The 26,251-nt window shown below is 74.0% G+C and carries 26 protein-coding genes and 3 tRNA genes; 19 read left to right on the forward strand and 10 right to left on the reverse strand.

The features are described 5' to 3' along the window. Nucleotides 1-157: 157 nt before the first annotated feature. The 3 genes from ACYVID_RS15550 to ACYVID_RS15560 all read right to left on the reverse strand — a co-directional run bounded on the left by ACYVID_RS15550 (nucleotide 158) and on the right by ACYVID_RS15560 (nucleotide 2,786). Nucleotides 158-625, reverse strand: a complete 468-nt coding sequence (locus ACYVID_RS15550) for a nitroreductase family deazaflavin-dependent oxidoreductase (RefSeq protein ID WP_460738567.1) — start codon at nucleotides 623-625, stop codon at nucleotides 158-160. 161 nt (nucleotides 626-786) lie between these two features. Beyond that, entirely contained in the window at nucleotides 787-1,956 is a 1,170-nt protein-coding gene (locus tag ACYVID_RS15555) for a fumarylacetoacetate hydrolase family protein (RefSeq protein WP_460738569.1), read from the reverse strand. Then, on the reverse strand, nucleotides 1,953-2,786 hold the full coding sequence (locus ACYVID_RS15560) for a hypothetical protein (protein ID WP_460738571.1): 834 nt from the start codon (nucleotides 2,784-2,786) through the stop codon (nucleotides 1,953-1,955). Before ACYVID_RS15560 ends, ACYVID_RS15555 begins: the two co-directional genes overlap by 4 nt. 76 nt (nucleotides 2,787-2,862) lie before the next feature. Between ACYVID_RS15560 and ACYVID_RS15565 the strand changes: the two genes are divergently transcribed. Continuing rightward, nucleotides 2,863-4,038: a homogentisate 1,2-dioxygenase domain-containing protein gene (locus tag ACYVID_RS15565; RefSeq protein ID WP_460738573.1), complete on the forward strand. Its 1,176-nt coding sequence runs from the start codon at nucleotides 2,863-2,865 to the stop codon at nucleotides 4,036-4,038. A gap of 57 nt (nucleotides 4,039-4,095) precedes the next feature. Here the strand turns inward: ACYVID_RS15565 and ACYVID_RS15570 are convergent, their stop codons facing one another. Next, nucleotides 4,096-5,286, reverse strand: coding sequence for an ROK family protein (locus ACYVID_RS15570; RefSeq protein ID WP_460738575.1), 1,191 nt, complete (start codon nucleotides 5,284-5,286; stop codon nucleotides 4,096-4,098). A gap of 82 nt (nucleotides 5,287-5,368) precedes the next feature. Between ACYVID_RS15570 and zwf the strand changes: the two genes are divergently transcribed. From zwf to eda, 3 genes are read left to right on the forward strand one after another with little or no spacing between them, the layout of a single operon-like run. Then, entirely contained in the window at nucleotides 5,369-6,886 is a 1,518-nt protein-coding gene (gene zwf, locus ACYVID_RS15575) for a glucose-6-phosphate dehydrogenase (RefSeq protein ID WP_460738577.1), read from the forward strand. After that, the gene (gene edd / locus ACYVID_RS15580) at nucleotides 6,883-8,772 is read left to right on the forward strand and encodes a phosphogluconate dehydratase (protein WP_460738579.1); all 1,890 of its coding nucleotides are present in this window, start codon (nucleotides 6,883-6,885) and stop codon (nucleotides 8,770-8,772) included. Before zwf ends, edd begins: the two co-directional genes overlap by 4 nt. Next, the gene (gene eda / locus ACYVID_RS15585; RefSeq protein WP_460738581.1) at nucleotides 8,765-9,382 is read left to right on the forward strand and encodes a bifunctional 4-hydroxy-2-oxoglutarate aldolase/2-dehydro-3-deoxy-phosphogluconate aldolase; all 618 of its coding nucleotides are present in this window, start codon (nucleotides 8,765-8,767) and stop codon (nucleotides 9,380-9,382) included. Before edd ends, eda begins: the two co-directional genes overlap by 8 nt. A gap of 85 nt (nucleotides 9,383-9,467) precedes the next feature. On the opposite strand, the gene ACYVID_RS15590 is transcribed toward eda, so the two are convergent. Together ACYVID_RS15590 and ACYVID_RS15595 are read right to left on the reverse strand one after the other, a co-directional pair. Further along, complete coding sequence (locus tag ACYVID_RS15590) at nucleotides 9,468-10,529, reverse strand: hypothetical protein (protein WP_460738583.1); 1,062 nt, start codon at nucleotides 10,527-10,529, stop codon at nucleotides 9,468-9,470. Nucleotides 10,530-10,736: 207 nt separating this feature from the next. Continuing rightward, nucleotides 10,737-11,333 carry a hypothetical protein gene (locus tag ACYVID_RS15595; RefSeq protein ID WP_460738585.1) on the reverse strand — a complete coding sequence of 199 codons (597 nt, stop codon included), beginning with the start codon at nucleotides 11,331-11,333 and terminating at the stop codon, nucleotides 10,737-10,739. A gap of 298 nt (nucleotides 11,334-11,631) precedes the next feature. Between ACYVID_RS15595 and ACYVID_RS15600 the strand changes: the two genes are divergently transcribed. The 6 genes from ACYVID_RS15600 to ACYVID_RS15625 all read left to right on the forward strand — a co-directional run bounded on the left by ACYVID_RS15600 (nucleotide 11,632) and on the right by ACYVID_RS15625 (nucleotide 18,500). Beyond that, nucleotides 11,632-14,043, forward strand: a complete 2,412-nt coding sequence (locus ACYVID_RS15600; RefSeq protein ID WP_460738587.1) for an FdhF/YdeP family oxidoreductase — start codon at nucleotides 11,632-11,634, stop codon at nucleotides 14,041-14,043. Beyond that, the gene (locus ACYVID_RS15605; RefSeq protein WP_460738589.1) at nucleotides 14,040-15,035 is read left to right on the forward strand and encodes a pirin family protein; all 996 of its coding nucleotides are present in this window, start codon (nucleotides 14,040-14,042) and stop codon (nucleotides 15,033-15,035) included. The genes ACYVID_RS15600 and ACYVID_RS15605 overlap by 4 nt, the downstream gene beginning before the upstream one ends. Nucleotides 15,036-15,263: 228 nt before the next feature. After that, on the forward strand, nucleotides 15,264-15,845 hold the full coding sequence (locus ACYVID_RS15610) for a DNA-3-methyladenine glycosylase I (RefSeq protein ID WP_460738591.1): 582 nt from the start codon (nucleotides 15,264-15,266) through the stop codon (nucleotides 15,843-15,845). A gap of 103 nt (nucleotides 15,846-15,948) precedes the next feature. After that, on the forward strand, nucleotides 15,949-16,302 hold the full coding sequence (locus ACYVID_RS15615; protein ID WP_460738593.1) for a CidA/LrgA family protein: 354 nt from the start codon (nucleotides 15,949-15,951) through the stop codon (nucleotides 16,300-16,302). Beyond that, nucleotides 16,299-16,994 (forward strand): LrgB family protein, encoded by a 696-nt coding sequence (locus ACYVID_RS15620; RefSeq protein WP_460738595.1) that lies wholly within the window; start codon nucleotides 16,299-16,301, stop codon nucleotides 16,992-16,994. Before ACYVID_RS15615 ends, ACYVID_RS15620 begins: the two co-directional genes overlap by 4 nt. Nucleotides 16,995-17,096: 102 nt before the next feature. Then, on the forward strand, nucleotides 17,097-18,500 hold the full coding sequence (locus ACYVID_RS15625) for an amidase (protein ID WP_460738597.1): 1,404 nt from the start codon (nucleotides 17,097-17,099) through the stop codon (nucleotides 18,498-18,500). A 132-nt stretch (nucleotides 18,501-18,632) separates the two neighbouring features. Here the strand turns inward: ACYVID_RS15625 and ACYVID_RS15630 are convergent, their stop codons facing one another. Continuing rightward, nucleotides 18,633-19,421 carry a thioesterase family protein gene (locus ACYVID_RS15630; protein ID WP_460738599.1) on the reverse strand — a complete coding sequence of 263 codons (789 nt, stop codon included), beginning with the start codon at nucleotides 19,419-19,421 and terminating at the stop codon, nucleotides 18,633-18,635. Nucleotides 19,422-19,469: 48 nt separating this feature from the next. On the opposite strand from ACYVID_RS15630, the gene ACYVID_RS15635 reads away from it, so the two are divergent. From ACYVID_RS15635 to rpmG, 3 genes are all read left to right on the forward strand, one after another. After that, nucleotides 19,470-19,542, forward strand: a tRNA-Thr gene (locus ACYVID_RS15635). Nucleotides 19,543-19,591: 49 nt separating this feature from the next. Beyond that, nucleotides 19,592-19,668 (forward strand) — tRNA-Met (locus ACYVID_RS15640). Nucleotides 19,669-19,705: 37 nt separating this feature from the next. Continuing rightward, entirely contained in the window at nucleotides 19,706-19,876 is a 171-nt protein-coding gene (rpmG, locus tag ACYVID_RS15645; protein WP_179529838.1) for a 50S ribosomal protein L33, read from the forward strand. Nucleotides 19,877-20,032: 156 nt separating this feature from the next. On the opposite strand, the gene ACYVID_RS15650 is transcribed toward rpmG, so the two are convergent. Beyond that, nucleotides 20,033-20,905 (reverse strand): hypothetical protein, encoded by an 873-nt coding sequence (locus ACYVID_RS15650; protein ID WP_460738601.1) that lies wholly within the window; start codon nucleotides 20,903-20,905, stop codon nucleotides 20,033-20,035. A 173-nt stretch (nucleotides 20,906-21,078) separates the two neighbouring features. On the opposite strand from ACYVID_RS15650, the gene ACYVID_RS15655 reads away from it, so the two are divergent. From ACYVID_RS15655 to ACYVID_RS15665, 3 genes are read left to right on the forward strand one after another with little or no spacing between them, the layout of a single operon-like run. Next, entirely contained in the window at nucleotides 21,079-21,534 is a 456-nt protein-coding gene (locus ACYVID_RS15655; RefSeq protein WP_460738603.1) for an FAS1-like dehydratase domain-containing protein, read from the forward strand. Then, a complete protein-coding gene (locus ACYVID_RS15660; protein ID WP_460738604.1) occupies nucleotides 21,531-21,911 on the forward strand; it encodes a MaoC/PaaZ C-terminal domain-containing protein in 381 nt (126 codons plus the stop codon). The genes ACYVID_RS15655 and ACYVID_RS15660 overlap by 4 nt, the downstream gene beginning before the upstream one ends. Then, nucleotides 21,904-22,959, forward strand: coding sequence for a UDP-N-acetylmuramate dehydrogenase (locus ACYVID_RS15665; RefSeq protein ID WP_460738606.1), 1,056 nt, complete (start codon nucleotides 21,904-21,906; stop codon nucleotides 22,957-22,959). Before ACYVID_RS15660 ends, ACYVID_RS15665 begins: the two co-directional genes overlap by 8 nt. Before the next feature lie 55 nt (nucleotides 22,960-23,014). Here ACYVID_RS15665 and ACYVID_RS15670 read toward each other — a convergent pair whose 3' ends face one another. Together ACYVID_RS15670 and ACYVID_RS15675 are read right to left on the reverse strand one after the other, a co-directional pair. Further along, nucleotides 23,015-23,518, reverse strand: a complete 504-nt coding sequence (locus ACYVID_RS15670) for a DUF4190 domain-containing protein (RefSeq protein ID WP_460738608.1) — start codon at nucleotides 23,516-23,518, stop codon at nucleotides 23,015-23,017. Nucleotides 23,519-23,575: 57 nt separating this feature from the next. Further along, nucleotides 23,576-24,619, reverse strand: a complete 1,044-nt coding sequence (locus ACYVID_RS15675) for an adenosine deaminase (protein ID WP_460738609.1) — start codon at nucleotides 24,617-24,619, stop codon at nucleotides 23,576-23,578. A gap of 178 nt (nucleotides 24,620-24,797) precedes the next feature. Between ACYVID_RS15675 and ACYVID_RS15680 the strand changes: the two genes are divergently transcribed. From ACYVID_RS15680 to nusG, 3 genes are all read left to right on the forward strand, one after another. Beyond that, nucleotides 24,798-24,870, forward strand: a tRNA-Trp gene (locus ACYVID_RS15680). Nucleotides 24,871-24,977: 107 nt separating this feature from the next. After that, nucleotides 24,978-25,211: a preprotein translocase subunit SecE gene (gene secE / locus ACYVID_RS15685; protein ID WP_300641381.1), complete on the forward strand. Its 234-nt coding sequence runs from the start codon at nucleotides 24,978-24,980 to the stop codon at nucleotides 25,209-25,211. A gap of 72 nt (nucleotides 25,212-25,283) precedes the next feature. Continuing rightward, nucleotides 25,284-26,129 carry a transcription termination/antitermination protein NusG gene (gene nusG, locus ACYVID_RS15690; RefSeq protein WP_460738612.1) on the forward strand — a complete coding sequence of 282 codons (846 nt, stop codon included), beginning with the start codon at nucleotides 25,284-25,286 and terminating at the stop codon, nucleotides 26,127-26,129. Nucleotides 26,130-26,251 lie beyond the last annotated feature (122 nt).

Here is a 26,251-nt window from a genome sequence, read left to right on the forward strand (position 1 = left end):
TCGCGGAGCGTCACGGCTTCCCTGCCCACGACGTCAGCGGAGTGACCGTGCAGTCAGAGGAAACAGTCGCCCGCGACTTCGAGGGAAGTTGGTTCTACGCCCTTCGTTGAACATCCGGATCTGCCGCTCGGGGCGCTCGAGCGCCGAGGCTACGAACTCAGGTGCGGCGCAATCGGAAGACCGGGATGAGCCGGTCGGTGCGCTCCTCGTACTTGGCGTAGTTGGGCCAGGTGGCGAGCATCGTCCGCCACGCGGCGGCGCGGTCCTCACCGGAGAGCTCCTCGGCGGTCACGTCGGTCTCGACCTTGCCGAAGCGGATGTGCGCCTTCTCGGCGGCTCGCAGGTTGAAGACCCAGACCGGCATCTTCGGGCCGCCGAAGTAGGAGCCCGCGATCAGCCAGGTGTCCCCGTCGGGCACGCACAGCAGCGGCGTCTGCCGCGGGATGCCGCTCTTGCGACCGACCACCGTGAGCATGAGGTTGGGCAGGCCGGCGATGTCGAGCACGCTGACCCGCCCGCGCGAGGCCTTCTGCAGGTTCGTGTCCACCCACACGATCTGGGGGAGCAGCTTCGGCATCCACTCGATGGCGCCGATCTTCACGGCCAGCGGCGTCAGGAGTCCCATGGCCCGAAATCTAGAACAGGTTCTGTCGCCGGGCTCCATCGATCCGACCACCGGTCCGGACGGCTGGGTCGGCGCTGCTTCAAGCGTGACTCGGCGGTGGTTCGACGGTGACTCGGCGCTGGTTCGAGCGTGAGTCGTCGCCGGTTCGCGGGATGGCCGCGTCAGCGCGCCGGCTCGACCCGCCCCACGACCTCGCCCAGGCTCAGCCGGCCCCCGGAGGTCGACGGCGCGGAGTAGCGCAGCACGACCTCCTGTCCGTCCTCGAGGAACCGCTCGCCGCGCCAGAGCTCGATGAACGAGCCCTCCTGGCCCGGCTCGGGCCCGCTGATCGTCCCGCTGGCGAACAGGTCGCCGGTGCGCACGCTGGCGCCGTTGACGGTGAGGTGCGCCAGCATCTGCGCGGGCGACCAGTAGGTCGAGGCGTACGTCGGTCGGCTGACCACCTCGCCGTCGAGCACGACCTCCACGTCGATGTCGAGGCCGCGCGTGCGACCCGGCTCGAGGTACGCCGCCGGCTCGGGGTCCTGGCCGGGCAGGTCGCACCAGGCTGCGTCGAGGGCGGCCAATGGGGTGACCCAGCAGCTGATGGAGGTGGCGAAGGACTTGCCGAGGAACGGCCCGAGCGGGACGTACTCGTAGGCCTGGATGTCGCGCGCGGACCAGTCGTTGAGCCCCACGACCCCGAAGACGTGGTCGGCCAGTGCGGCGGCCGGCACCCGCGAGCCGAGGGCCGAGGGCGCGCCGACGACGAAGCCGAGCTCGGCCTCGATGTCCAGGCGCCGGGTCGGTCCGAACGACGGCGGTTCGCCGGGTCCCGCGGGTCGCAGCCCCGAGGGTCGCACCACCGGCGTACCGCTCGGCACGACCGTGCCGGCGCGGCCGTGGTAGCCGACCGGCAGGTGCTTCCAGTTCGGCAGCAGCGGCTCGGAGTCGGGACGGAACATCCGACCGAGGTTCGTGGCGTGGTGCTCGGAGGCGTAGAAGTCGACGTAGTCGGCCACCTCGAAGGGCAGGTGCATGACCACGTCGGAGAGCGGGATGCCGGGCAGGTCGGGCGCGAGGTCGAGCGCCTGCTCGCGCAGCTGGCGCCAGGTCGAGGGCCCACGCGCCATCAGCGCGTTGAGCGAGGGCTCGGCCAGCTCGGGTCGACCCGTCGCGTGCGCCAGGTCGAGGACCTCCTCGCCCCGTCGTACGCCGACCCGGCGCGGCCCGCCGTCGACGGAGAACACGCCGTAGGGCAGGTGGTCGAGGCCGAAGCCCCCGAGATCGTCGGAGCCGTGGTCGTCGGTGCCGTGGTCGTCGGTGCCGTGGTCGGCGGGAGGAGTGTTCACAGGTCCACCATCTCCCGGAGGTCGGCCAGGGGTTCCTCGACGCTGCACGAGCCGAACGAGGAGAACCACCTGCGCGCGCCGGCCAGCTCCAGCGCCAGCAGGTCGGGAGCGTCCCCGCAGCCCAGCACCTCGACCACCTCCGCGCGCGAGGCGCCGTCGAAGGCGATCCGGGTCGCGGCGAGCACCGCCAGGAAGCCGTGGTGCCGCCAGCCCTCCGGGGAGGTGTGGGGCAGCGCCCGGTGGAGGCCCGCGGTGCACTTGAACGGCAGCTCCCGGTCGAGCGCGGCATCGATCCAGGCGGCCAGCCGCTCCGGCGTCGGGAACGCCTCGGCGTCCAGGCCGCCGGTGCGCAGCTTGAGCCGCAGCTCGGCCGCGGCGACCTCGTCGGCGGCGGCCAGCCAGGAGTGCGTCGGGTCGGTCGCGGGCAGCTCGACGAAGACCCGGGTGTCCTCGTCGAGGGCGCCCTCGGCGCGGGCCGCGTCGACGGCGGCCACCACGCGGCGGGCGTTGCCGGCCGGGTCCTCGACGTCGCGCAGGGCGATCTCCAGGCCGGCGATGGGGAGGTCGCGCTGGGCGCAGAGTCGGGCGGGGCCGAGCACCTGGCCGGCGCCCCCGGTCAGCACGACCGAGACCGGCGTCCCGCTCGGCACGGCCGGCAGGTCGGTGTCGCGCACGGCGAGCGAGCGGACCAGCCGTGCCGCGGGGCCGGAGCGGCCGGCGTACGCCGTCAGCGCCTGGTCCAGCGGGGCGTCGCCGGGCGGGAAGGTGGCGGCGTCGTCGACCAGGCCGACCCAGAAGGGGTCCGTGGGCGGTTCCTCGAAGCGGGTCACCGCGCTACTGTAGCGAACGGATAGCGCACCAGATCGTCCGATAGTCGGACGCGTCATCGAGGGGTCCGGAGACAGCATGGCCTACTACCGCAGTGTCGGCGACGTCCCGCGGACGCGCCACACCCAGCACCGCGATGCCGAGGGGCGCCTCTACCGCGAGGAGCTGATGGGGGAGGAGGGCTTCTCCTCCGACTCCTCGTTGCTCTACCACCGGGGGGTCCCGTCGGCGATCACTGCGAGTGAGGTCTGGGAGCTGCCCGACCAGTCGCGCACCCCCAACCACCCGCTCGCCCCGCGGCACCTGCGGCTGCACGACCTCGAGACCGGCACCGACGCCGTGGCGGACCGCCGGACCGTGCTGGCCAACAACGACGTCCGGATCACCTACGTCGTCACCGGCACCGAGCCGAGCGCCTACTACCGCGACGCGATCGGGGACGAGTGCGTCTTCGTCGAGTCCGGCTCCGGCGTCGTGGAGACGGTCTTCGGCGCCGTCCCCTATCGGGCCGGCGACTTCGTCGTCATCCCGCGCGCCACCACCCACCGCTGGGTCCCGGCCGAGCCGAGCCGGCTCTACGCCACCGAGGCCAGCAGCCACGTCGCGCCGCCCAAGCGCTACCTCAGCAGGTTCGGCCAGCTGCTCGAGCACGCGCCGTACTGCGAGCGGGACCTGCACGGCCCCGCCGAGCCGCTGCTGCGCGAGGGTGCCGACGTGCCGGTGCTGGTCAAGCACCGCACCAGCCGGGGGATCGTGGGCACCCGGATGACGTACGCGACCCACCCCTTCGACGTGGTCGGCTGGGACGGCTGCCTCTACCCCTACACGCTCAACATCGACGACTACATGCCGATCACCGGCAAGGTCCACCAGCCGCCGCCGGTGCACCAGGTCTTCGAGGGCTGGAACTTCGTGGTCTGCGCGTTCCTCCCGCGCAAGGTCGACTACCACCCGCTGGCCGTCCCGGTGCCCTACTACCACTCCAACGTCGACAGCGACGAGGTCATGTTCTACGTCGCCGGGGACTACGAGGCGCGCAAGGGCTCCGGCATCGGGCTCGGCTCGGTCTCGCTGCACCCCGGCGGCCACGCCCACGGCCCCCAGCCCTCCGCCATCGAGGCCAGCCTCGGTGCCGAGCGCTTCGAGGAGACCGCCGTCATGGTCGACACCTTCGCCCCGCTCGAGCTCGGCGAGGCCGCGCTGACCGTCGAGGACCCGGAGTACGCCTGGACGTGGGCTCGCGACCAGGGCTGACGCTGCAGAGGGGCGCGCGTCCCCGCGCGCCGCTGTCTCCGCCGACCGTGGGTGCGCTCACTCCCGCAGCAGCGCGTCCACGGCCCGCGGGTCGAGTGCCCGGTCGATGGCGAGGGCCGCGCAGCCGTGCAGCCCGGCGGCCTCGCCGTGGGTGGCCGGCACGAAGCGCAGGGCCCGGGCGGCAGCCGGGTGGGCGCGGGCGTGGAGGGACTCGCGGACCCCCGCGGTGAGCAGGTCGAACGCGGTGGCCATGTCCCCGCCGACGACGACCGCCTCGGGGTGCAGCAGGTTGACCGCGACGGCCAGCGCCTCGCCGAGGTGTCGCCCGGCCTCGCGCAGCAGCTGCCGTGCCTCGGGGTCGCCGGCGAGGGCGAGCGTGGTGAGGTCGCGCACGTGGCGTACGTCGGGACGACCCGCCTCCTGCAACCGGGCCACCAGGGCCCAACCGCCGGCCACCGTCTCCAGGCAGCCGGTCGCGCCGCACCGGCACAGCAGGTCCTCTGCCGCATCGACGCGCGTGTGCCCGAGCTCGCCGGTGGTGCCGCGACCCTCGCCGACCAGCCGGCCGTCGGCCACGATGCCGAGCGCCAGGCCGGTCGAGGCCTTGAGGACCAGCATGTCCCGGGCCACCGGCACCCGGCCGAAGAGCTCGGAGCGCACCAGGACCGAGGTGTCGTTGTCGAGGTGGACCGGCGCGTCGGTGACGGGGGAGAGGTAGGGAGCGAGCGCGACCCCGTCCCACCCGCGCATCACGGGCGCGTCGGTCGCGGTGACCGAGGCCGGGTCGACGGAGCCGGGCAGGCTCAGCCCCACGCCGAGCACGCGTGCGCGAGGGGCCGAGGGAGCGACGAGGCCGTCGAGCAGGGAGTCCAGTCGGGCGGCGACGTCGGGCATGAGGTCGCGGGCGCCGGTGCCGGGCTCGTGGTCGCGGGTGTCGCCGGCGACCTCGCGACCGGCCAGGTCGAAGACCCCGACCTGGCTGCGGGAGCGACCGACGGCGACGGCGAGCACGACCCCGGCGTCGGGGTCCAGGCGCAGGGCGGCAGCCGGTCGTCCCCCCGTCGGGGCGAGGTCGGCGCCCTCGAGCAGCAGGCCGGCGGCCGCCAGCGCGCCCACCCGTGCCGTCACCGCGCCGCGCGAGAGCCCGGTCAGCCGCACCAGGTCGGCGCGCGTGGCCGCGCGCCCGGTCCGCAGCAGGTGCAGCAGGCCGCCCGGGGAGGTGTCGACCCAGGTCTCGTCGGTGGCCATGCGGCGAGTGAAGCACACACTTAAGTCAGAAAATAGCGTAAGAGTGCTTGTATCGATCCAAAAGTCCTGGGACCGTTGACCCATGCACACCTCGGCAGACCCGACCGCCGTGACCGCGACCCTCCCGCCGGTCTGCGACTTCACCGTCTTCGGCGGGACCGGCGACCTCGCCCTGCGCAAGCTGCTGCCCGCGCTCTACCACCGCGACCTCGAGGGCCACCTGCCCGCGGACACCCGGATCATCGGCGTCTCCCGCTCCGAGATCGACGACGCCGGCTACCGCCGCGAGGTCCGGGCCGCGCTGGAGCGCTTCGTCGAGCCCGCGCTGCTGGAGGAGGAGGCGATCACCAGGCTGCTCGGCCGCCTCCACCACCTCTGCCTGGACTCCGGCACCCCGGACGACTGGCACCTGCTGCACGGCCTGCTCAAGGACCGGCCCCGCGAGGACGAGACGGTCCGCGTCTTCTACCTCGCCGTGGCGCCGCGCCTCTTCGGCCCGACCTGCGAGCGGCTCGCGGAGATCGACGTCGTCGACGAGCGCGCCCGCGTCGTGATGGAGAAGCCGATCGGTCACGACCTGGCCTCCGCGCGCGAGGTCAACGACGCCGTGGGCCGCGTCTTCGCCGAGCACCAGGTCTTCCGCATCGACCACTACCTCGGCAAGGAGAGCGTGCAGAACCTCCTGGTCACGCGCTTCGCCAACACCTTCCTCGAGCCGCTGTGGAACTCCCGGTGGATCGACCACGTGCAGATCACCGTCTCCGAGACCGTCGGGGTCGGGACGCGCGGTGGCTACTACGACCACGCGGGCGCCCTGCGCGACATGGTGCAGAACCACCTCCTCCAGCTGCTGTGCCTCGTGGCGATGGAGCCCCCGACGTACGTCGGGCGCGAGAACGTCCGGGACGAGAAGCTCAAGGTGCTCCAGGCGCTGAAGCCGCTCGGCCCGGCCGACGTGGACCGCGACACCGTCCGGGGCCAGTACGTCGCCGGGCTGGTCGAGGGGGAGCGGGCCGCCTCCTACCAGGACGACCTGGGCGAGCACGGCGGCGCCGGGAGCGGCACCGAGACCTTCGTGGCGTTGAAGGCCGAGGTGCAGAACTGGCGCTGGGCCGGCGTCCCGTTCTACCTGCGCACCGGCAAGCGGATGGACCGCCGCGTCTCGGAGATCGTCGTGGTCTTCAAGGAGCCCCCGCACGCGATGTTCCCCGGCTCCGAGGGCGCCACGACGGCCAACCGGCTGCACATCTGCGTCCAGCCCGACGAGGGCATGCGCCTGCACCTGACGGCCAAGGAGCCCGGCCCCGGCGGCATCCGGCTGCGCCCGGTCTCCCTCGACCTGTCCTACGCCACCGCCTTCGACCAGCGCAGCCCCGACGCCTACGAGCGGTTGCTCATGGACGTCGTGCGCGGCAACCCGACGCTGTTCATGCGCCGCGACGAGGTGGAGGCGGCCTGGCAGTGGGTGGCGCCCATCCTCGACCGGTGGGCGGAGTCGCCGGAGGCCCCGCGCCGCTACCCCGCCGGCACCCCCGGCCCCTTCGCCGCCGCCGCGCTGCTCGAGCGCGACGGCCGAGCCTGGCAGGAGACCGACCAGTGAGCACCGAGCAGGACCACCAGGGCCTCCACCCCGTCGTGGCGGCCGTCACCGAGCGCGTCGTCGAGCGCAGCGCCGCGACCCGGGCGGCCTACCTCGCCCGCACCCGCGCCGCCGCCGAGACCGGCCCGGCGCGCGGGCGCCTGGCCTGCGCCAACCTCGCGCACGGCTTCGCCGCGGCCGGCCCGGTCGACAAGGCGGCACTGCGCGGCACGGTCAAGCCCAACCTCGCGATCGTCACCTCCTACAACGACATGCTCTCGGCCCACCAGCCCTTCGAGACCTACCCGCCTGCCCTGAAGAAGGCGGTCGTCCGCGCCGGCGGCATCGCCCAGGTCGCCGGCGGTGTGCCCGCCATGTGCGACGGCGTCACGCAGGGCCGCGCCGGCATGCAGCTCTCGCTCTACTCCCGCGACGTCATCGCGATGTCGACCGCGATCGCGCTCTCCCACGACATGTTCGACGGCGCCCTGCTCCTGGGCGTCTGCGACAAGATCGTGCCCGGCCTGGTGATGGGTGCCCTGTCCTTCGGGCACCTCCCGACCGTGCTCGTGCCGGCCGGGCCGATGGAGTCCGGCCTGCCCAACAAGGAGAAGGCTGCGGTCCGCCAGCGGTACGCCGAGGGGCTGGCCTCCCGCGAGGAGCTGCTCGAGGCCGAGGCGGCGTCGTACCACTCGGCCGGCACCTGCACCTTCTACGGCACCGCCAACTCCAACCAGCTGCTGATGGAGGTCATGGGTCTGCACCTGCCCGGCGCCTCCTTCGTCAACCCCGGCACCCCGCTGCGCACCGCCCTCACCGACGCGGCCGCCGCCCGGGTCACCGAGCTGGCCCACCGCCAGCAGACCGGTCAGGCGGGGGCCGCGCCGATCGGGGAGCTCGTCGACGAGCGCGTCCTGGTCAACGCCTGCGTGGCGCTGCTGGCCTCCGGCGGCTCGACCAACCACACGATGCACCTGGTGGCGATGGCCCGCGCGGCCGGCGTGGAGCTGACCTGGCAGGACCTCTCCGACCTCTCCGCCGTCGTGCCGCTGCTGTGCCGGATCTACCCCAACGGCTCCGCCGACGTGAACCACTTCCAGGCCGCCGGAGGCATCGCCTTCCTGGTGCGGACCCTGCTCGACGCGGGGCTGCTGCACGAGGACGTGCAGACCGTCGCGGGCCCGGGCCTGCGCCGCTACACCCGGGAGCCGCGGCTGGGCGCCGACGGTGGCGTCGAGTGGGTCGAGGGGCCGACCGCGTCCCTCGACCCGGACGTGCTGCGCCTGGCCGGTGACCCGTTCTCCGTCGACGGCGGGCTGCGCGTCCTGACCGGGCCGCTGGGTCAGGCCGTCATCAAGACCTCGGCCGTCGCACCCGAGCACCGGGTCGTCACGGCCCCGGCGCTGGTCTTCGACGACCAGGCCGACTTCCTGCAGGCCTTCGCCGACGGGACCCTCGACGGGCGCGACCTGGTGGCGGTGATCCGCTACCAGGGCCCGGCCGCCAACGGCATGCCCGAGCTGCACAAGCTGACCCCGGCTCTGGGGGTGCTCCAGGACCGGGGCCAGCGGGTCGCGGTCGTCACCGACGGCCGGATGTCCGGGGCGTCGGGCAAGGTCCCGGCCGCCATCCACGTCACCCCCGAGGCTGCGCTCGGCGGCGTGCTGGCGCGGCTGCGCGACGGTGACCTCGTCACCGTCGACGCCGACCGAGGGGTCCTGACGGTCGAGGACGTGGACGCGGTGCTGGCCCGGTCCTCCACCGGGGCCGCCCCCACCGCCGAGGAGTTCGCCGGCACCGGCCGCGAGCTCTTCGCGACCTTCCGTGCCACGGTCGGCCCGGCCGACCAGGGCGCGAGCGTCTTCCCGCCTGTCCCCGTCCACCACGGAGTCCCTGCCCATGCCTGAGTCCCTGCTCGACCCCGTCCCGGTCGTGCCGGTGGTCGTCGTGGAGGAGCTCGACCACGCCGTCCCGCTGGCCCGTGCCCTGGTGGCCGGCGGCCTGCCGGTCGTCGAGTTGACCCTGCGCACCCCGGTCGCGCTCGACGCCGTGCGCGCCATCGCCGCGGAGGTCCCCGAGATCACCCTCGGTGTCGGCACCGTCTGCACCCCCGCCCAGGCCGAGGCCGCGGCCGAGGCCGGGGCCGGCTTCCTCGTCTCGCCCGGCACCACGCCGACCCTGCTGGAGGCGATGCTCGGCACCGGGCTGCCGTTCCTCCCCGGGACCGCCACGGTCTCGGAGGTGCTGCGCGTGCTCGAGGCCGGCGTGACGGAGATGAAGTTCTTCCCCGCGGAGGCGTCCGGCGGCACGGCGTACCTCTCCTCGCTGGCCTCGCCGCTCGCCGCGGCCCGCTTCTGCCCCACCGGCGGCATCACCGCCGCGACGGCCCCGGACTACCTCGCGCTGCCGAACGTCGGCTGTGTCGGCGGCTCGTGGCTCACCCCGCGCGACGCCCTGGCAGCCGGCGACTGGGGCCGGGTCGAGCGGCTGGCCCGCGAGGCGGCCGCCCTGCGCTGATCCGTTCCCCGCTCGAAATGCAGGACGGCCCCGCCACGAGGGCGGGGCCGTCGGAGCCGCTGCTCGGGTCAGAAGGTCGAGCGGGTCAGCAGGCGATGCCGTTCCTGGGCACCTTGACCTTGGTCTGCAGCGGGGCGACCGCGACGTCGGCGATCACCTGGCCACCGAGGGAGAGCACGGCGCGCAGGGTGACCGACTTGGCCTTGGCCATCCGGCCGTTCTCGGTGACCTTCTCCTTGATGACGCCCGGGAACTGCACGGTCAGGCCCAGCAGCGGGTTCTCGGGGAAGGAGATCTCGGCGGGGGCGCCATCGGTCGGGATCGGGACGGGCTGGCCGTCGGGACCAGTGATCTCCAGGACCGCCGGGGTGTACTCGATCTTCGCGCCGCCCTCGCGACCGGTCGCGGTGGCGACCATCTTCGGGTCGGAGACGACCTCGACGCCCACAGCGCCGCCGAAGAGCGCGAGGTCGGCGAGCCCGGCGGTGGCGACCCCCTTGAGGCCGGCGCGGTCACCGCGGGGGAGGTACTGCGTGCGCTGGAACGCCGAGGCGGTCCCATCCAGCGCGAGGAGCGAGCCGGCGTCCGGGATGGCGCCCGGGAGGACGGTCACGTCGGTGGTGGAGGAGGTCGAGGAGGTGGCGTCCTGGCCGCCCGGCACGCACGAGCGCTTGCCGGCCCAGCGCGCCATGGCCTCACCGGAGCTGACACCGGCGGACAGCAGCGGCTCCGCCGCGACCGGCACCAGCGTCTGGCTGGGGATCTCGTCGGTGCCCTTGGTCGGGCCCGCCTTGGCGACCAGTGCGGTCAGCAGGCCGGACAGGTCGTTGTCGGCCAGGCCGCGGCCACCGAGGCTCTTGGAGGTCGAGACCGCCGGGGTGGCCTTGCGGGTGTTGAGCATGGACGAGGCGCGACCCACGCGGAGGTCGACGACCTTGCCGCCCTCGATGCCGGGCGTCTGGTCCAGGGCGATGACCCGCAGGACCTGGGCACCGACCTTGGCCCGGTGCTGGTACTTCTGGATGCCCTCACCACTACGTGCGGGTGCCGCCTGGGCGGGGGTGGGCTGGAGGGCGACCAGCGGCAGGGCGGTGGCGACCGCCGTAGCCATGGCCATGGTCATCCGTGTCGTGCGTCGCGTTCTCATGTCGACCCTTCTGGTGGGGGATGTGCGGCGAGGCGGCGCCAGTGAACGCCTGCGTCCTTGACGCGTTATTTACCACGGGGTCGTGCGGCCCAACCCTGTTTCACCCCGGGGTGTGAGGGGTCTCTCACCGCGAGGGGCGGGTGCTGGGGCCGCAAGAACGGCCGTGCGCGGGTCGGTCGACGGGCCTGCGCACGGCCGCTGCGCGGTTCAGCGCACCACCGTGCCGCCGGTGAGCATCCGGTAGGAATACGCCGTGCCGAGCAGCACCACCGGCAGGCTGACCAGGGCGCCGACGCCGCAGGCGAGGAAGCCGGCGAAGGCGACGATCGCGCCGACGATGTACCAGACCAGCGTGTTGCCGAGGTTGTTCTTGGTCAGCTCGACGCTGGCCTTGACCGCCGCCATCGGCTCGAGGTCGCGGTCCACGACGAAGTAGAGGCTGTAGGACAGCATGAAGCCGGCGATGAGGCCGGGGAAGTAGCACAGCAGCGTCCCGACGACGGTGATGGCGCCGACGATCAGCGCGGTCACGACGACCTTGCCGATCTTGTCGGTGCGCAGCACCTCGGAGAACTCCCAGCTGCCGCCGTCGATGACGGTCAGCGCCGCCCGGATCAGGTCGGCGGCGATGACCTGGAAGACGACCAGCAGCACCGCGGCGAGCACCGCCTGGAGGACCAGCCCCGCGAAGAAGCCGAGCACGGCGACGAGGCCGACGCCGACCAGCAGCACCAGGGCCGAGAGCACGATCGACCCGATGTTGGCCTGGAACTTCGCCCAGCCGAAGGAGAGCGCGTCGCCCACGCTGTACGCCGGAGCGGGCGGGCCGCCGTACGCCGGCTGGCCGCCGTAGCCGGAGCGCCGTACCCTCCGTCCCCGCCCGAGGGCGGCTCGCGCGGCGGCGGGGGAGGCGGTGGGGTGGTCGACATCGGTGGTCCTCCTGGAGGGGGCCGGGCCTCGGTGACCCGGCAGGTGGGTCGGTCGTGCCCAGCACGCTAGCGGCGCTGAGAGGTCGCCGAGAAGGGATTCGCGAGCCGCGCCGCGACTGGTCCGTACCCCGTGGGTGGGCTGGGGCCTGGGTCGCGCCGCGCATGATGGGGCCATGCCGTTCGGTCTGTCCTTCTCCGCACCCACCCGCGACGTCGACGAGCGCGAGCTCGTGGTCGGCAAGCCCAAGGACCACGCCGTGGGTCCCACGGCGGTGGCCGTGGCGATGAAGCGGGCCGTGGAGCAGATGGGCCCGATCCGCACCGCGCGCACGCTGCTGCGGCTCAACCAGGTCGACGGCTTCGACTGCCAGGGCTGCGCCTGGCCGGACCCGGAGGCGGGGCACCGGCACACCGCGGAGTTCTGCGAGAACGGCGCCAAGGCGGTCACGGAGGAGGCCACCCTGCGGCGGGTCGACCGGTCCTTCTTCGCCGAGCACCCGGTCGCCGACCTGGCGCAGCGCACCGACTACTGGCTGGGCCAGCAGGGCCGGATCACCGAGCCGATGGCGCTGCGTCCCGGTGGCACCCACTACGAGCCGGTCAGCTGGGAGGAGGCCTTCGAGACGATCGGTCGCCACCTGCGCGGGCTGTCCAGCCCCGACGAGGCGATCTTCTACACCTCCGGGAAGACCTCCAACGAGGCGGCGTTCGTCTACCAGCTGCTGGCCCGCTCCTTCGGCACCAACAACCTGCCCGACTGCTCCAACATGTGCCACGAGTCGACCTCGGTGGCGCTGGCGGAGTCGATCGGCATCGGCAAGGGCTCGGTGAGCCTGCGCGACGTCGAGACCGCCGAGCTGGTCGTCATCGCGGGGCAGAACCCCGGCACCAACCACCCCCGGATGCTCACGGCGCTGGAGAAGGTCAAGCGCAACGGCGGACGGATCCTCGCGATCAACCCGCTGCGCGAGGCCGGGCTGGTGCGGTTCAAGAACCCCCAGGTGCCCCGCGGGGTCGTTGGCAACGGCACCGCCCTGGCCGACCTGCACCTCCCCGTGCGGATCAACGGCGACCTCGCCCTCTTCCAGGCGATCGGCTCGCTGCTGCTGGAGTGGGACGCCCTCGACCACGACTTCATCGACACCCACACCGTCGGCTTCGAGGAGTACGCCGCCCACCTGCGCACCCTCGACCGCGACGCCGTCCTGCGGGCGACCGGCCTGACCTGGGAGCAGATCGAGGAGGCGGCCCGGATGTTCGCCGACTCCTCGGCCACCGTGACCTGCTGGGCCATGGGGATCACCCAGCACCGCAACTCGGTGGCCACCGTCAAGGAGCTCGCCAACGTCGCCTTCCTCCAGGGCAACATCGGCAAGCCCGGTGCCGGCCTCTGCCCGGTGCGCGGGCACTCCAACGTGCAGGGCGACCGGACCATGGGCATCTGGGAGCGCTCGCCGGAGCACTTCCTCGCCGCCGTGGAGCAGGAGTTCGGCATCCCCGTGCCTCGGGAGCACGGCCTGGACACCGTCGCCTCCGTGACCGCCCTCCACGAGGGCGACGCCTCGGTGTTCATCGGCATGGGGGGCAACTTCGTCTCGGCCGTCTCCGACACCGCCGTCACCGAGGAGGCGTTCCGGCGCGCGGCGCTGACGGTGCACGTCTCCACGAAGCTCAACCGCTCCCACGTGGTCCACGGCCGCGAGGCGCTCATCCTGCCGGCCCTGGGTCGCAGCGAGCGCGACCTCACCGGGGGTCGCAAGCAGCGGGTCACGGTCGAGGACTCCATGTCCGCGGTCCACGCCTCCCACGGTCCGCTCGAGCCCGCCTCGGAGCACCTGCGCTCGGAGGTCGACATCGTGTGCGGCATCGCCCTGGCGACCCTCGGCGCGGATCACCCGGTCCCGTGGGAGCAGTTGCGGGCGGACTACACCGAGATCCGGCACCGCATCTCCCGCGTGGTGCCCGGCGCGGCGGCGTACGCCGAGAAGGTCGACCAGCCGGGCGGCTTCGTCCTGCCGCACCCGCCCCGCGACAGCCGCACCTTCCCGACGCCGCAGGGCAAGGCCGTCTTCGCCGTCAGCCCGCTCGACGTGCTGCACGTGCCGGAGGGGCGGCTGCTGCTGCAGACGATGCGCAGCCACGACCAGTTCAACACCACGATCTACGGCCTCGACGACCGCTACCGAGGCGTCAAGGGCGGCCGCCGGGTCGTCTTCGTCCACCCCGAGGACGTCGCCGCGCTGGGGCTGGAGGACGGCCAGCTCGTCGACCTGGTCAGCGAGTGGCGCGACCCCGACGACGAGACCGCGTCGCTCGTGGAGCGGCAGGCCCCGGCGTTCCGGGTCGTCTCCTACGACCAGCCGCGCGGCTGTGCCGCGGCGTACTACCCCGAGACCAACCCGCTCGTGCCGCTGGCCAGCACCGCCCTGGGCAGCAACACCCCGACCTCGAAGTCGATCGTGGTCCGGCTGGACCCAGCCACCCACGACTCCACGACGCTGTGGGCCAGCGACGCCGGCCACGTGGTGCCCTCGGGTCGCGGCGACGAGGACAAGCGGGCGGTCTCGCCGGAGCAGCTGTCGTGACCCGCCTGGACCGGCCCAGCGAGGAGGTCGAGTGCGCCAGCGGTGACGAGTCCGGCGTGAGCGTCATGACCGCGCGCGAGGTGCCGCTCGGCGGGCCGCGGGCGATGACCGTGCGGCGCACCCTCCCGCAGCGCGGCCGCACGATGATCGGCGCCTGGTGCTTCGTGGACCACTACGGCCCCGACGATGTCGCCGAGACCGGCGGGATGGTGGTCGCGCCCCACCCGCACACCGGGCTGCAGACCGTCTCCTGGCTCTTCACCGGCGAGATCGAGCACCGCGACTCCGCCGGCCACCACGCGATGGTGCGCCCCGGCGAGCTCAACCTCATGACCGCCGGTCGCGGCATCTCCCACTCCGAGGTCTCGACCGCGGCGACGAGCGTGCTGCACGGCGCCCAGCTGTGGGTGGCGCTGCCCGCCGAGGCGCGGGGCACCGACCCCGCCTTCCGCCACTACGCACCCGACCCGGTCGCGGGGGAGGGGTGGGAGGCGCGCGTCTTCCTCGGCTCCCTGCTCGGTGACCGGTCGCCGGTGGAGACCTTCTCGCCGCTGGTCGGGGCCGAGCTCCTGCTCGAGCCCGGCACCTCGCTGGAGGTGGCGGTCGACCCGGACCACGAGCACGGGGTGCTCGTCGACGCGGGCCGGGTCGAGGTCGAGGGGGTCCCGGGCACGCCCTCGGACCTGGTCCACGTGCCGACCGGCTGCGCCACCGTGCGCCTGCGGGCCGGCGAGGAGCCGGTCCGCGCCCTGCTGCTGGGCGGGGAGCCGCTCGGCGAGTCGATCGTGATGTTCTGGAACTTCATCGGCGCCACCCACGAGGAGGTCGCGGGCTACCGCGAGGAGTGGCAGGCGCAGATCACCCGCGACGGCACCGTGGTCGGCGACTCCCAGGACGTCGCGGACGGCCGCTTCGGCGTCGTCCCCGGCGACCACCTCGCCCCCATCCCCTCCCCGGCCCTGCCCAACGCCCGCCTCCGCCCCCGCTCCTGACGAGGCCGTCGCTCCACAGTTGGTCTCTCCCGCCCGAGCGCCAGCGAGGGCGTCGGTCCTCCGTTGGTCGAGCAGCCCGAGCGCCAGCGAGGGCGTCGTCGAGACCGCGTGAGCTGCCTGTGGTCGGCGACCACGGGCCGGTGCAGCGGTCTCGACGACGGCTCGCTGGCGCTCGCCTGCTCGACCAACGCTGACCCGGCTGTCGGTGCGCCGTGGCACGCTGCCGCCATGGGACCCCTGACCGGTGAGGACGGCGTGCCGCGGTGCCCGTGGGCCGGGGCCGAGCCCGGTCTGATGCGCGACTACCACGACGAGGAGTGGGGCCGCGCGATCGAGGGTGACGCGGCCTGGTTCGAGCGGCTGACGCTCGAGGCGTTCCAGTCCGGGCTCTCGTGGGTCACCATCCTGCGCAAGCGGCCAGCCTTCCGCGCGGCCTTCGACGGCTTCGACCCGGCGCGCGTGGCGGCGTACGACGACGCGGACGTCGCCCGGCTCATGGCCGATGCCGGGATCGTGCGCAACCGCGCGAAGGTGCTGGCGGCGGTGACGAACGCCCGGGCGACGCTCGCCCTGGTCGGTGCCGAGGGAGAGGGCGCGCTGGAGCGGGTCGTCCGCGCCCACGCCCCGGTGGACCCGCCCGCGCCGCAGGACACCGCCGAGCAGCAGACGACCTCGCCGGAGTCGCTGGCGCTCTCGAAGGAGCTCAAGCGGCGCGGCTTCACCTTCGTCGGCCCCACGACGATGTTCGCGCTCATGGAGGCGACCGGCGTCTTCGACCCGCACCTCGTCGGCTGCCACCGGCGCGGCTGACCGTGGCCCACGGCACGGTCGAGCCGTCCACGGGGACGGCGGTGCGGCGACGGGGTCCCCGGCGGTTGCGCCGCCGGGCCTCCGGGCTGCCACACTCGCCGGCGTGCGCGTCGTCTCCGGCCTGACCTGGCTCCTGGGGTGCCAGCTGGTCGGCGAGGTCGTCGTCCACGCCCTCGACGCCCCCGTGCCCGGCCCGGTCGTCGGCATGGTCGTGCTCCTCCTCGTGCTGCTCGTGCGCCGTCCGCCCGAGGGCAGCTCGGTCCACCAGGCTGCGGACGCGCTCCTGCCGCACCTGCAGCTGCTCTTCGTGCCCGCCGGGGTCGGCGTCGTGGTCTACGGCGCCGTCCTGCGCCAGGACGGTCCGGCGATCCTGGTGGCGCTCGTCGTCTCGTGGCTGCTCGGGCTGGCCGCGGTGGGCTGGACCGCCCAGCTGCTGACCCGGGAGCGCGCCGGGTGAGCTGGTTCCTCTCGCACCCGCTGACCTGGCTGGTCGCCACGCTGCTGGCCTACCGCCTCGGCGTGCACCTGCGCGACCGCACCGGGCACCCGGTGGCCCAGCCCGTGCTGGTCGGCGTCGTGCTGCTCGCCGCGGCGCTGATGCTGCTCGACGTCGACTACGAGACGTACGCCGAGGGCGCCACCATCGTGACCTTCCTGCTCGGCCCCGCGACGGTCGCCCTGGCCGTGCCGCTGCACCGCCAGCTCGGCCGCCTGCGGGGCTACGCGCTGCCGCTGGTCATCGGTCTCCTGGTCGGGGTGGTCGTCTCCGTCGGCTCGGCGATGCTGCTGGTGCAGCTGCTGGGCGGCGACGAGCTCCTTGCGCGGACCGTCGCCCCCAAGGCCACGACCGCCCCGGTCGCGATCGCCCTGTCGCGGACCATCGAGGGGGTCGCCCCCCTGACCGCGGCGATCGGCATCACCGCCGGCATCCTCGGGGCCGTCGCCGCTCCCACGGTCCTGACGTGGCTGCGCGTGCGCGAGCACCGGGCGCGCGGCCTCGCCACCGGCGCCGTCTCCCACGGCATCGGCACCTCGCGGATGCTGCACGAGCACCCCGTCGAGGGTGCGTTCTCCGGCCTGGCGATGGGGCTCACCGCGCTCGCCACCAGCCTGTTGCTCCCCGTGCTGGTCCCCCTGTTCCTGCGCTGACCCGTCGTCAGGTTGCGGATGACCCGGCGCCAGGTTGCCGTGCCCGGACCGGATGCCGGGCTCCCTCCCCGCCCGGGTGCGGGGCGGCTAGCGTGCGGCGGCATGCCACGCGTGCACGCCTTCTCCGACGACGCCCTCGGGACCCACGACGCGGTCGGGCTGGTCGAGGCCCTCCACCGCGGAGAGGTCTCCGCGCCCGAGGTCGTCGAGGCCGCCGTCGCGCGGACCGAGGCGGTCGACCCGGCGCTCGGCGCGGTCGCCTGGCGCGCCTACGACCGGGCCCGTGCGGAGGCACGCGCGCTGCGGGGCGGCTACTTCGCCGGCGTACCCGGCTTCCTGAAGGACAACGTCGACGTGGAGGGCCTGCCCACCCTCCAGGGCACCGACGCGTACGTCGGCAGGCCGGCGCCCCGGGACGGGGACTTCGCCCGGATGTACCACGCCACGGGGCTGGTCACCCTCGGCAAGACCCGCCTCTCGGAGTACGGCTTCAACGCCGCCGTCGAGCACCCCCGGCTCGGCCCCGTGCGCAACCCGTGGGCACCGGAGCGCACCGCGGGCGCCTCCTCGGCCGGGGCCGCGGCCCTCGTCGCCACCGGTGCCGTCCCGATCGCCCACGCCAACGACGGCGGTGGCTCGATCCGCATCCCGGCGGCGGTCAACGGCCTGGTCGGCCTCAAGCCGACCCGCGGGCGGCTGGCCCAGGACGCGATGCTGCGCGGGCAGCCCGTGCGGATCGTCAGCGACGGGGTCGTGACCCGGTCGGTGCGCGACACCGCGGCGTTCCTGCGTGAGGCCGAGAAGGTCTACCGCCCGCTGCGGCTGCGCCCGATCGGCGACATCACCCGCCCCGGACGCCGGCGACTCAGGGTCGCGGTCTTCACCTCCGGCGCGGGCCGCACCGGCGACCCCGACGCCGTCGAGGCGACCTGGCGCACGGCCCGGGTGCTGGAGGACCTGGGCCACCACGTGGAGGAGGTCGCGGCGCCGGTGCCGGACACCTTCCCCGACGACTTCCTCCTCTACTGGTCGGTCCTCGCCGGGGCCCTGGTGGCCGGCGGCCGGCGCAACCACGGCCGCACCTTCGACAAGGCGCGGCTCGACCCGCTCACCCTGGGCCTGGCCCGGCACGCGCGCCGCAACGCCCACCGCGTGCCCGGGGCGATCGCGCGCCTGCGCCGCACCACGGCGATCTCCGCGCAGTTCCACCAGCGCTGGGACGTCACCCTCTGCCCCACCCTGGCCACCGCCACGCCGCCGGTGGGCCACCTCTCGCCCGAACCCGGCTTCGACCAGGTCATGGAGCGGCTGCTGGAGTGGGTCGTCTTCACCCCCTGGCACAACGCCTCCGGCGACCCGGCGGTCTCCCTGCCGCTGGCCACCACCCCCGACGGACTGCCGTTCGGGATGATGCTGGGCGCCGGCTCCGGCCGCGAGGCGCTGCTGCTGGAGCTGGCCTACGAGCTCGAGCAGGCCGTCCCCTTCCCCACGCTCGCCCCGCGCTGAAGCAGGCCCAGGACGAGCGCCCGCCCGCTGGTCGAGGTGCGAGGCGCGCCAGCGCCGAGCCACGAGACCCCAGGTGCGCGACGAGGGTCTCGTGGCTCGCTGCGCTCGCACCTCGACCAGCGGTGCGCACCCTCAGCGGGGTACGACGAGGAGCGCCTGCGCGGACCGGGCGACCGGTCCGAGCCGGTCGAGGACCGTCGAGGTCGCGACCCCGACCGAGCCGGGCCCGAGGGTGGTCTCGGCGTCGATGCAGACCCACTCGCCGACCGGCTCGCGCAGCACGTGCACGGTGAGCTCGGTGTTCTGGAAGCCCCACTGCGTGACGTCGAGAGCGGCGCTGACCCCCGAGGCCGAGTCGACGCACGTCATCATCCGCGCCAGCGGCGAGGTGCTCTCGCCCTCGACCAGCTCGGGGGCGCGCATCCAGGCCGTGCCGGGGCCGAGGGTGTCGACGGAGCCGGCGGTCCACCGCCACTCCACCGCCTCGACGTAGCCCGGGTGCCAGGTCGCGGGGGAGGCCTTGACCACGCCGTCGGCCGGTCCGTGCGCCGGGGCGGGTCCGACCTTCGCGGGGCCGGTGCCGCGGGGGAACAGCCACGCGCGGGCGGTGGCCACGTCGCGACCGGCGGCCGGGTCGTGCAGCACCGCCTCGGCCATCAGCACCGAGCGGCCGCGCCGCAGGACCCGGGCCGAGCAGACCAGTGGCGCGACCGGGACCGGCCCGAGCAGCTCCATCGTCAGCCGCCCGACCACCCGGTCGGCCGCTTCCGGGAGACGCTCCAGCGCCCGCGTGAGCAGACCCGCCGGCGGACCCCCGTGCTGGGCGTCCGGGGACCACGGGCCGGCCGCCGAGGGGGTCGGGACGAACCGCTCCGAGCCGTCGTCAAGGGTGCCGTCGGGGACGAAGAAGGGCTGGGCCATGCCCCGATTTTCTCCTACGCCGAAGACTCTGTATGGTTCTGCGTCGTTGCCCCTTTAGCTCAGTCGGCAGAGCGTCTCCATGGTAAGGAGAAGGTCTACGGTTCGATTCCGTAAAGGGGCTCTGGGTCGGGTCGTCGCCGGTGCAGACCGGGGTCGACCCTCATCCATGTGGCGGGGTAGCTCAGGTGGTTAGAGCACACGGCTCATAATCGTGGTGTCGCGGGTTCGAGTCCCGCCCCCGCTACCACAGATCCCGCACCGCCTCCGATCAGCAAGGACATCCCGTGGCCAGCAAGAGCTCTGACGTTCGCCCCAAGATCACGCTCGCCTGCGTGGACTGCAAGGAGCGGAACTACATCACCAAGAAGAACCGTCGGAACAACCCCGACCGCATGGAGATGAAGAAGTTCTGCCCGCGGTGCCGCACCCACACCGACCACCGCGAGACCCGCTGACCCCAGCGCACTCGCACCGCACGGCCCGCCAGGTCCTCCTGGCGGGCCGTCGGCGTTCCTATGGGTACGCCGACAGCGACCGCCGCGACGCGCGACCGGCCCGTGCCGGGCCCGACCGACGCCCGGGCCCGACCGACGCCCAGGCCCGGCGTGCCGTCAGTCCCCCGGGTCGCAGGTCGGCTCGGGCCACGCCCGCAGCCGCCCGGTGTCGAGCCGGCTCAACGTGGGGACGACGGGTCGCCCGCCCAGCCGCCAGAAGCTCCGGGCCGCGGACTCGCTGACCGTCCACAGGCTCCCCGGGCCGGCTGCCATCCCCTCGGCACCCGGCAGGAACCCCCGGCGCAGCCCGCCCGGCCCCTCGAGCACCCCGCAACGGGTGTTCGAGCGGGCGAACCACACCCCGGTGCGCCCGGCGATCCGGGCCCACACCGCGCCCTGGGCGTGCGAGGGGACCTTCCTGGTGGCGACGGCGTCCTCCGACCCGAGTTCGACCACCCCCGGCGCGAGCACCGCGTCGAGGTCGAACCAGTCCAGCGCCGCCCGCCCCGGGTGCACGCGGCTGGGGCGGAAGCGGCCCAGCCCGAGCCGGCCCCGGCCGTCGAGCAGCCCGAAGGAGCCCTGCACGGGGTCGGCGAGCCGCCAGCCCCGCAGCACCTCGAGGGTCTCGGGGTCCATCAGCCACAGCCGAGCGCTCTCGGTCAGCCACAGCCCGTGGCGGTCCAGGGCCACGCCGCCGCCGTGGCGGCAGGAGACCTCGGGACCCGTGCCCACCTGGCCACTCACGCGCCGGCGGTCGGCCAGCAGCGCGCCGGTGCGCAGGTCCAGCCGCACGACCCGGCACCACAGGCTGCCGGGCTCGCCCTCGTCGTACCCCGTCAACCAGGCCGTCCCGCCCCGCACCGCCACGCCCTGCGGCACCAGCGCGGCCGCGGCCCGCGGCGCCCACACGCCCGCGCACACCGCGTCCGAGACCGGCAGCGGCTCCAGCCCCACCCCGTCGGGGAGGTACGCCGGCGGCCGACCGCGCACCGCACCCGCCTCGAGCGGGCGGCAGTCGGAGAGCCGCGCCGGGCCCGCTACCGGCGCGTCATCGCTCCTGCCGGCCGAGCCGGGGCCGACCGGTCCGGTAGTGGCACCGCTGCACCCGACGAGGGCCGCGACCAGCAGCAGGGCGGCCGCACGAGATCGCCTAGGTTGAAGCCATGCCCGTGGACCCATCGATCGTCGGTCGGAGCTTCCCACCCACCCGACCCTATGCCGTGACCGCCGAGGCGCTGCATGCCTTCGCGGCCGCGACGGGCGGTGCATGGACCGGGGGTCCGGCGCCGGCGACCTTCCCGATCGTGACCGCCTTCGAGGCGATGAACGCCTTCCTCGAGGCCGAGCAGGTCTCCCTGCACCGCATCGTCCACGGCGAGCAGCGCTTCGCCTACGAGCGCCCGGTGGTCGAGGGCGACGAGCTGACCGCGACCCTCACCGTCACGTCGCTGCGCCAGATCGGCGGCAACGACATCATCGGCACCACCAGCGAGGTCACCGACGCCACCGGGGCCCTGGTCTGCACGACCGGCGCGACGCTGGTCCACCGGGGCGAGGCCGACCACGAGGCCGACCACGAGGCCGACCACGACGCTGGCGACGAGGGGGCCGGAGCATGAGCCTGGAGCCGCGCACCTTTACCGTCACCCGCGCCGACCTCGCGGCGTACGCCGCCGCCAGCGGCGACCACAACCCGATCCACACCGACGAGGCCGTCGCCACCTCGGTCGGCCTGCCCGGCGTGATCGCGCACGGGATGTACACCCTGGCCCTGGCCGCCCGCGCCGTCGCCGAGTGGTTCCCCGACCACGAGGTCGTCTCGCTCGGCTGCAAGTTCACCTCCCCGGTCGTGGTGCCCGCCGACGGTGGTGCCGAGGTCGTCGTCGCGGGTCAGGAGAAGGTGGGGGACGACGGCCTGACCACCGTCGCGCTCACCGTCACCCACGAGGGCCAGAAGGTCCTCGGCATGCCGAAGGCGGTCCTGCGCCGTGGCTGACGCTGCGACCGCGCCGCTCCTGGCGGAGCGCACCACCCTGCGTCTCGGCGGACCGGCCGCACGCTGGGTGGTCGCCCGCGACGACGAGGAGCTCGTCGGCGCGGTCCGCGCCGCCGACGAGGCCGGCGAGCCCCTGCTCGTGCTCGGCGGCGGCAGCAACCTGGTCGTGGCCGACGAGGGATTCGCCGGCACGGTCGTCGAGGTCGCCACGCGAGGTGTCACCAGCGACGTCGACGGTGACGACCCGACGTGCGGCGGTGCGATGGTCACCGTCGCCGCGGGGGAGTCCTGGGACGGCTTCGTCGCCACCGCCGTCGAGCGCGGCTGGGTCGGTGTCGAGGCGCTCTCCGGCATCCCGGGCTCCGTCGGGGCCACGCCCGTCCAGAACGTCGGTGCCTACGGCCAGGACGTCTCCCAGACCGTCGCGTCGGTGCGCACCTGGGACCGGGTCGAGCGCGCCTGGCGCACCTTCGCCCACGCCGACTGCGGCTTCGGCTACCGCCACTCCCGCTTCAAGGCCGAGCCCGGCCGTTACGTCGTGGTCTCGGTGACCTTCCAGCTGCGCCTGGGCACCCTCGGCGCCCCGGTCGCGTACGCCGAGCTGGCCCGCTCCCTCGGCGTCGAGCCGGGCGCCCGTGCCCCGCTCGCCGACGTGCGCGCCGCGGTCCTCGCGCTGCGCCGCGGCAAGGGGATGGTCCTCGACGAGCCCGACCACGACACGTGGAGCGCCGGCTCCTTCTTCACCAATCCCGTCCTCGACCCCGCCGACGTGCCCGCGGGTGCGCCCGCCTGGCCGCAGCCCGACGGCAGCGTCAAGACCAGCGCCGCGTGGCTGATCGAGCACGCCGGGCTCGGCAAGGGCTGGGGCGCGGAGGTCACCGGCGGCCGGGCCACCCTGTCGACCAAGCACACCCTCGCGCTCACCAACCGCGGCGGGGCCACGACCGCCGACCTGCTGGCCCTCGCCCGCGAGGTGCGCGACCGGGTCGAGCAGCGCTTCGGCGTACGACTCGTCAACGAGCCGGTGCTCCTCGGCTGCGAGCTCTGACCCGCCGAGCAGTCAGGAACGCACCGCCGGGTCGTCGTCCCCTCCGGCCGACGACCTAGACCGACGTGCCGGCCGCGATGGCGACGACGGCGATGACGACGAGCACCGCCAGGCCCAGCAGCACGGTCGCCACGATGCCCAGGATCATGCCCGCGTTGGCTTCCCCGCGACCGCCGTAGCGCATCGGCTCGGCGTCGATCTCGCGCTTGACCTTGGCGCCCATGTACCACGCGAACGGCCCGGCCAGGACCGGCAGGCCGCACACGAAGCCACCACCGAGCGCGACGATGCCCAGCACGAGCGCGGTGTTGGCGGAGGGGTGGTTGGGCACCGAGGGGAACGGCTGCGCGTAGCCCTGGCCGTACGCCGGCTGGCCGTAGCCCTGCGAGTAGGCCTGGCCCTGGTCGGGACCCGGCTGCGGGGGCTGCGCCTCGGCGTAGGGGTTGGTCGGGTACGCCGGGGGAGCCGGCGGGTCCTGGGGCCGGCGGTCGGGCTCGCCCGGACCGCTGCCGTAGGGCTGGTGGGTCCAGGGCGTGTTCTGGTCGTCCGGCTCGCTCACGTCGGCATCCTCTCACCGCGACGGCCAGGGTGACCGCCCCCGGGGTCCGGGCACGGGTCAGCGCGCGCCGACCGGCCCGGCCGGCTCCTCGGGGCCGGCCAGCCACGCGTCGATCTCGGCCAGCACCCGCTGCCGCACGTCCGAGGGCGCCCGCGAGGCCCGCACCGACATCCGGGCCAGCTCGGCCAGCGTCGCGTCGTCGAGGTCGTGGGCGGCACGCATCGTGGCGTACTGCGCGGCCAGCTGGGACCCGAAGAGCAGCGGGTCGTCGGCCCCCAGCGCGACGGTCGCGCCCGCCGCCAGCAGGTCCGGCAGCGGCACCGAGGTGAGGTCCGAGTAGACGCCGAGCGCCACGTTGGAGACCGGGCAGACCTCGAGCGCCACCCCGGCCGCCACGACCCGCTCCAGCACGGCCGGGTCCTCGGCCGAGCGCACGCCGTGGCCCAACCGGTCCGCGTGCAGGTGGTCCAGGCAGGTGCTCACGTGGTCGGCGCCGAGCAGCTCGCCGCCGTGGGGGACCAGCGCCAGCCCGGCTCTCTCGGCGATCGCGAAGGCCGGCCCGAACTCCGAGGTCGTGCCGCGCCGCTCGTCGTTGGACAGCCCGAACCCGACGACCCCGCGACCGGCGTACTGCGACGCCAGCCGCGCCAGCGTCCGCGCATCCATCGGGTGCCGGGTGCGGTTGGCGGCGATGACCACCGCCATCCCCAGTCCGGTCGTGCGCGAGGCGTCGGCGACCGCGTCCAGCACGAGGTCGGTGAACGCCGTGATCCCGCCGAAGCGCGCGGCGTAGCCGCTGGGGTCGACCTGGATCTCCAGCCAGCGTCCGCCGTCGCGCACGTCGTCCTCGGCGGCCTCGAGCACGAGCCGTCGCACGTCCCCCTCGGTCCGCAGCACCGAGCGCGCCACGTCGTAGAGCCGCTGGAAGCGGAACCAGCCCTTCTCGTCGGCCGCCGAGAGGTGCGGCGGCCACTCCTCGACCAGCGAGTCTGGCAGCGCGATCCGGTCGCGCTCGGCGAGCTCCAGCAGCGTCTGGTGGCGCATCGAGCCGGTGAAGTGCAGGTGCAGGTGCGCCTTGGGCAGGGTGTGGAGGTCGCGCACGGCGCCACCCTAGGCGGGACACGCCGACGGCCGGCCCCGCCTCCCCGGCACCGGTCCGACGGCACCTGCACGACGGCTCCCGGCGCGAGGCGTTTGGACGGCGCGCGGAGCCGACCCGTAGACTCCCCACTTGGTGGTCTCCCCGCATGCTTCGGCATGCCCCCGGGGAGGTCGTCGGAGGGCACTAGCTCAACTGGCAGAGCATCGGTCTCCAAAACCGAAGGTTGGGGGTTCAAGTCCCTCGTGCCCTGCTCCACGTCACCGGTCCCGGCCGGTGGCGCAGCAGCACCAGCAGCACCGATCGAGCAGGACCAGGCAGCACCAGCCAGCAGCACGAGGACAGGGAGAGGTGACCGGCGTGAGCGAGCAGAACGCGGTCCGCGACGAGAAGCCCGCGCGCACCAGCCCGGTGACCTTCTACCGGCAGGTCGTCGCCGAGCTGCGCAAGGTCGTCTACCCGACGCAGGAGCAGCTGGTCACCTACTTCTTCGTGGTGATGGTCTTCGTGCTGGTGATGATGGCCATCATCGCCTCCCTGGACCTCGGTCTGGGCCGCCTGGCCTTCGCCGTCTTCGGCGGCAACGCCGAGTAGGGCCCACCGACCACCCGTGGGCAGCCGCCCGCACCGTCCCCGGCCGCAGCGCCGGGAGCGACGTACGACGTGATGGAGCAGGACGTGACTGAGCAGTTCGACCCCGCCGAGACCGACGAGTCCCTGGACGCGGGCGCCGCCGACACCGACGCCCCCGAGGGCGCCGAGGACGCGACCGCCCTCGCCGACGAGGTCGACGGCGACGGGGCGGACGCCGAGGCCTCCGCCGCCGAGCACCAGGACTCCGACGCCGACGACCTCGACGAGGACGCCGCGGACGAGCCCGACGAGGACGACCCGCTCGAGCGCTTCCGCCGCGAGCTGTGGGCCAAGCCGGGTGACTGGTTCGTCGTGCACACCTACTCCGGCATGGAGAACCGGGTGAAGCAGAACCTGGAGAACCGCGCCATCTCCCTCAACATGGAGGACTACATCCACGAGATCGTGGTCCCCACCGAGGAGGTCGCGGAGATCAAGAACGGTCAGCGCAAGATGGTCAAGCGCACCGTCCTCCCCGGCTACGTCCTGGTCCGCATGGACCTCACCGACGAGTCCTGGTCCGCGGTGCGCCACACGCCCTCGGTCACCGGCTTCGTCGGCAACTCCCACCAGCCCGTGCCGCTGACGATGGGTGAGGTCGAGGACATGCTCGCCCCCGCCGTCGTGGCCCGCGCCCAGGCCGAGGCCGTCGCCGCCGGCACCGCCCCCGCCGGCAGCGCCACCACCGCCAAGAAGCCGGTCGAGGTGGCCGACTTCGCCGTCTCCGACTCCGTCATGGTCGTCGACGGGCCCTTCGCCACGCTCCACGCCACGATCACCGAGATCAACGCCGAGAGCCAGCGCGTCAAGGCGCTCGTGGAGATCTTCGGTCGCGAGACCCCCGTCGAGCTCTCCTTCAGCCAGGTGCAGAAGGTCTGAGCCGGCCCCGCCCGGAATTGGGTCGGGGGACCCTCCCGACCCACACTGTTCGCTGCGCCCCGCGGGGCGCAGGTGGCAGAGGACGCACACGGCGTCCTCGACATGACCACGAGTAGGAAAGA

The organism is Nocardioides ginkgobilobae (assembly GCF_054781275.1).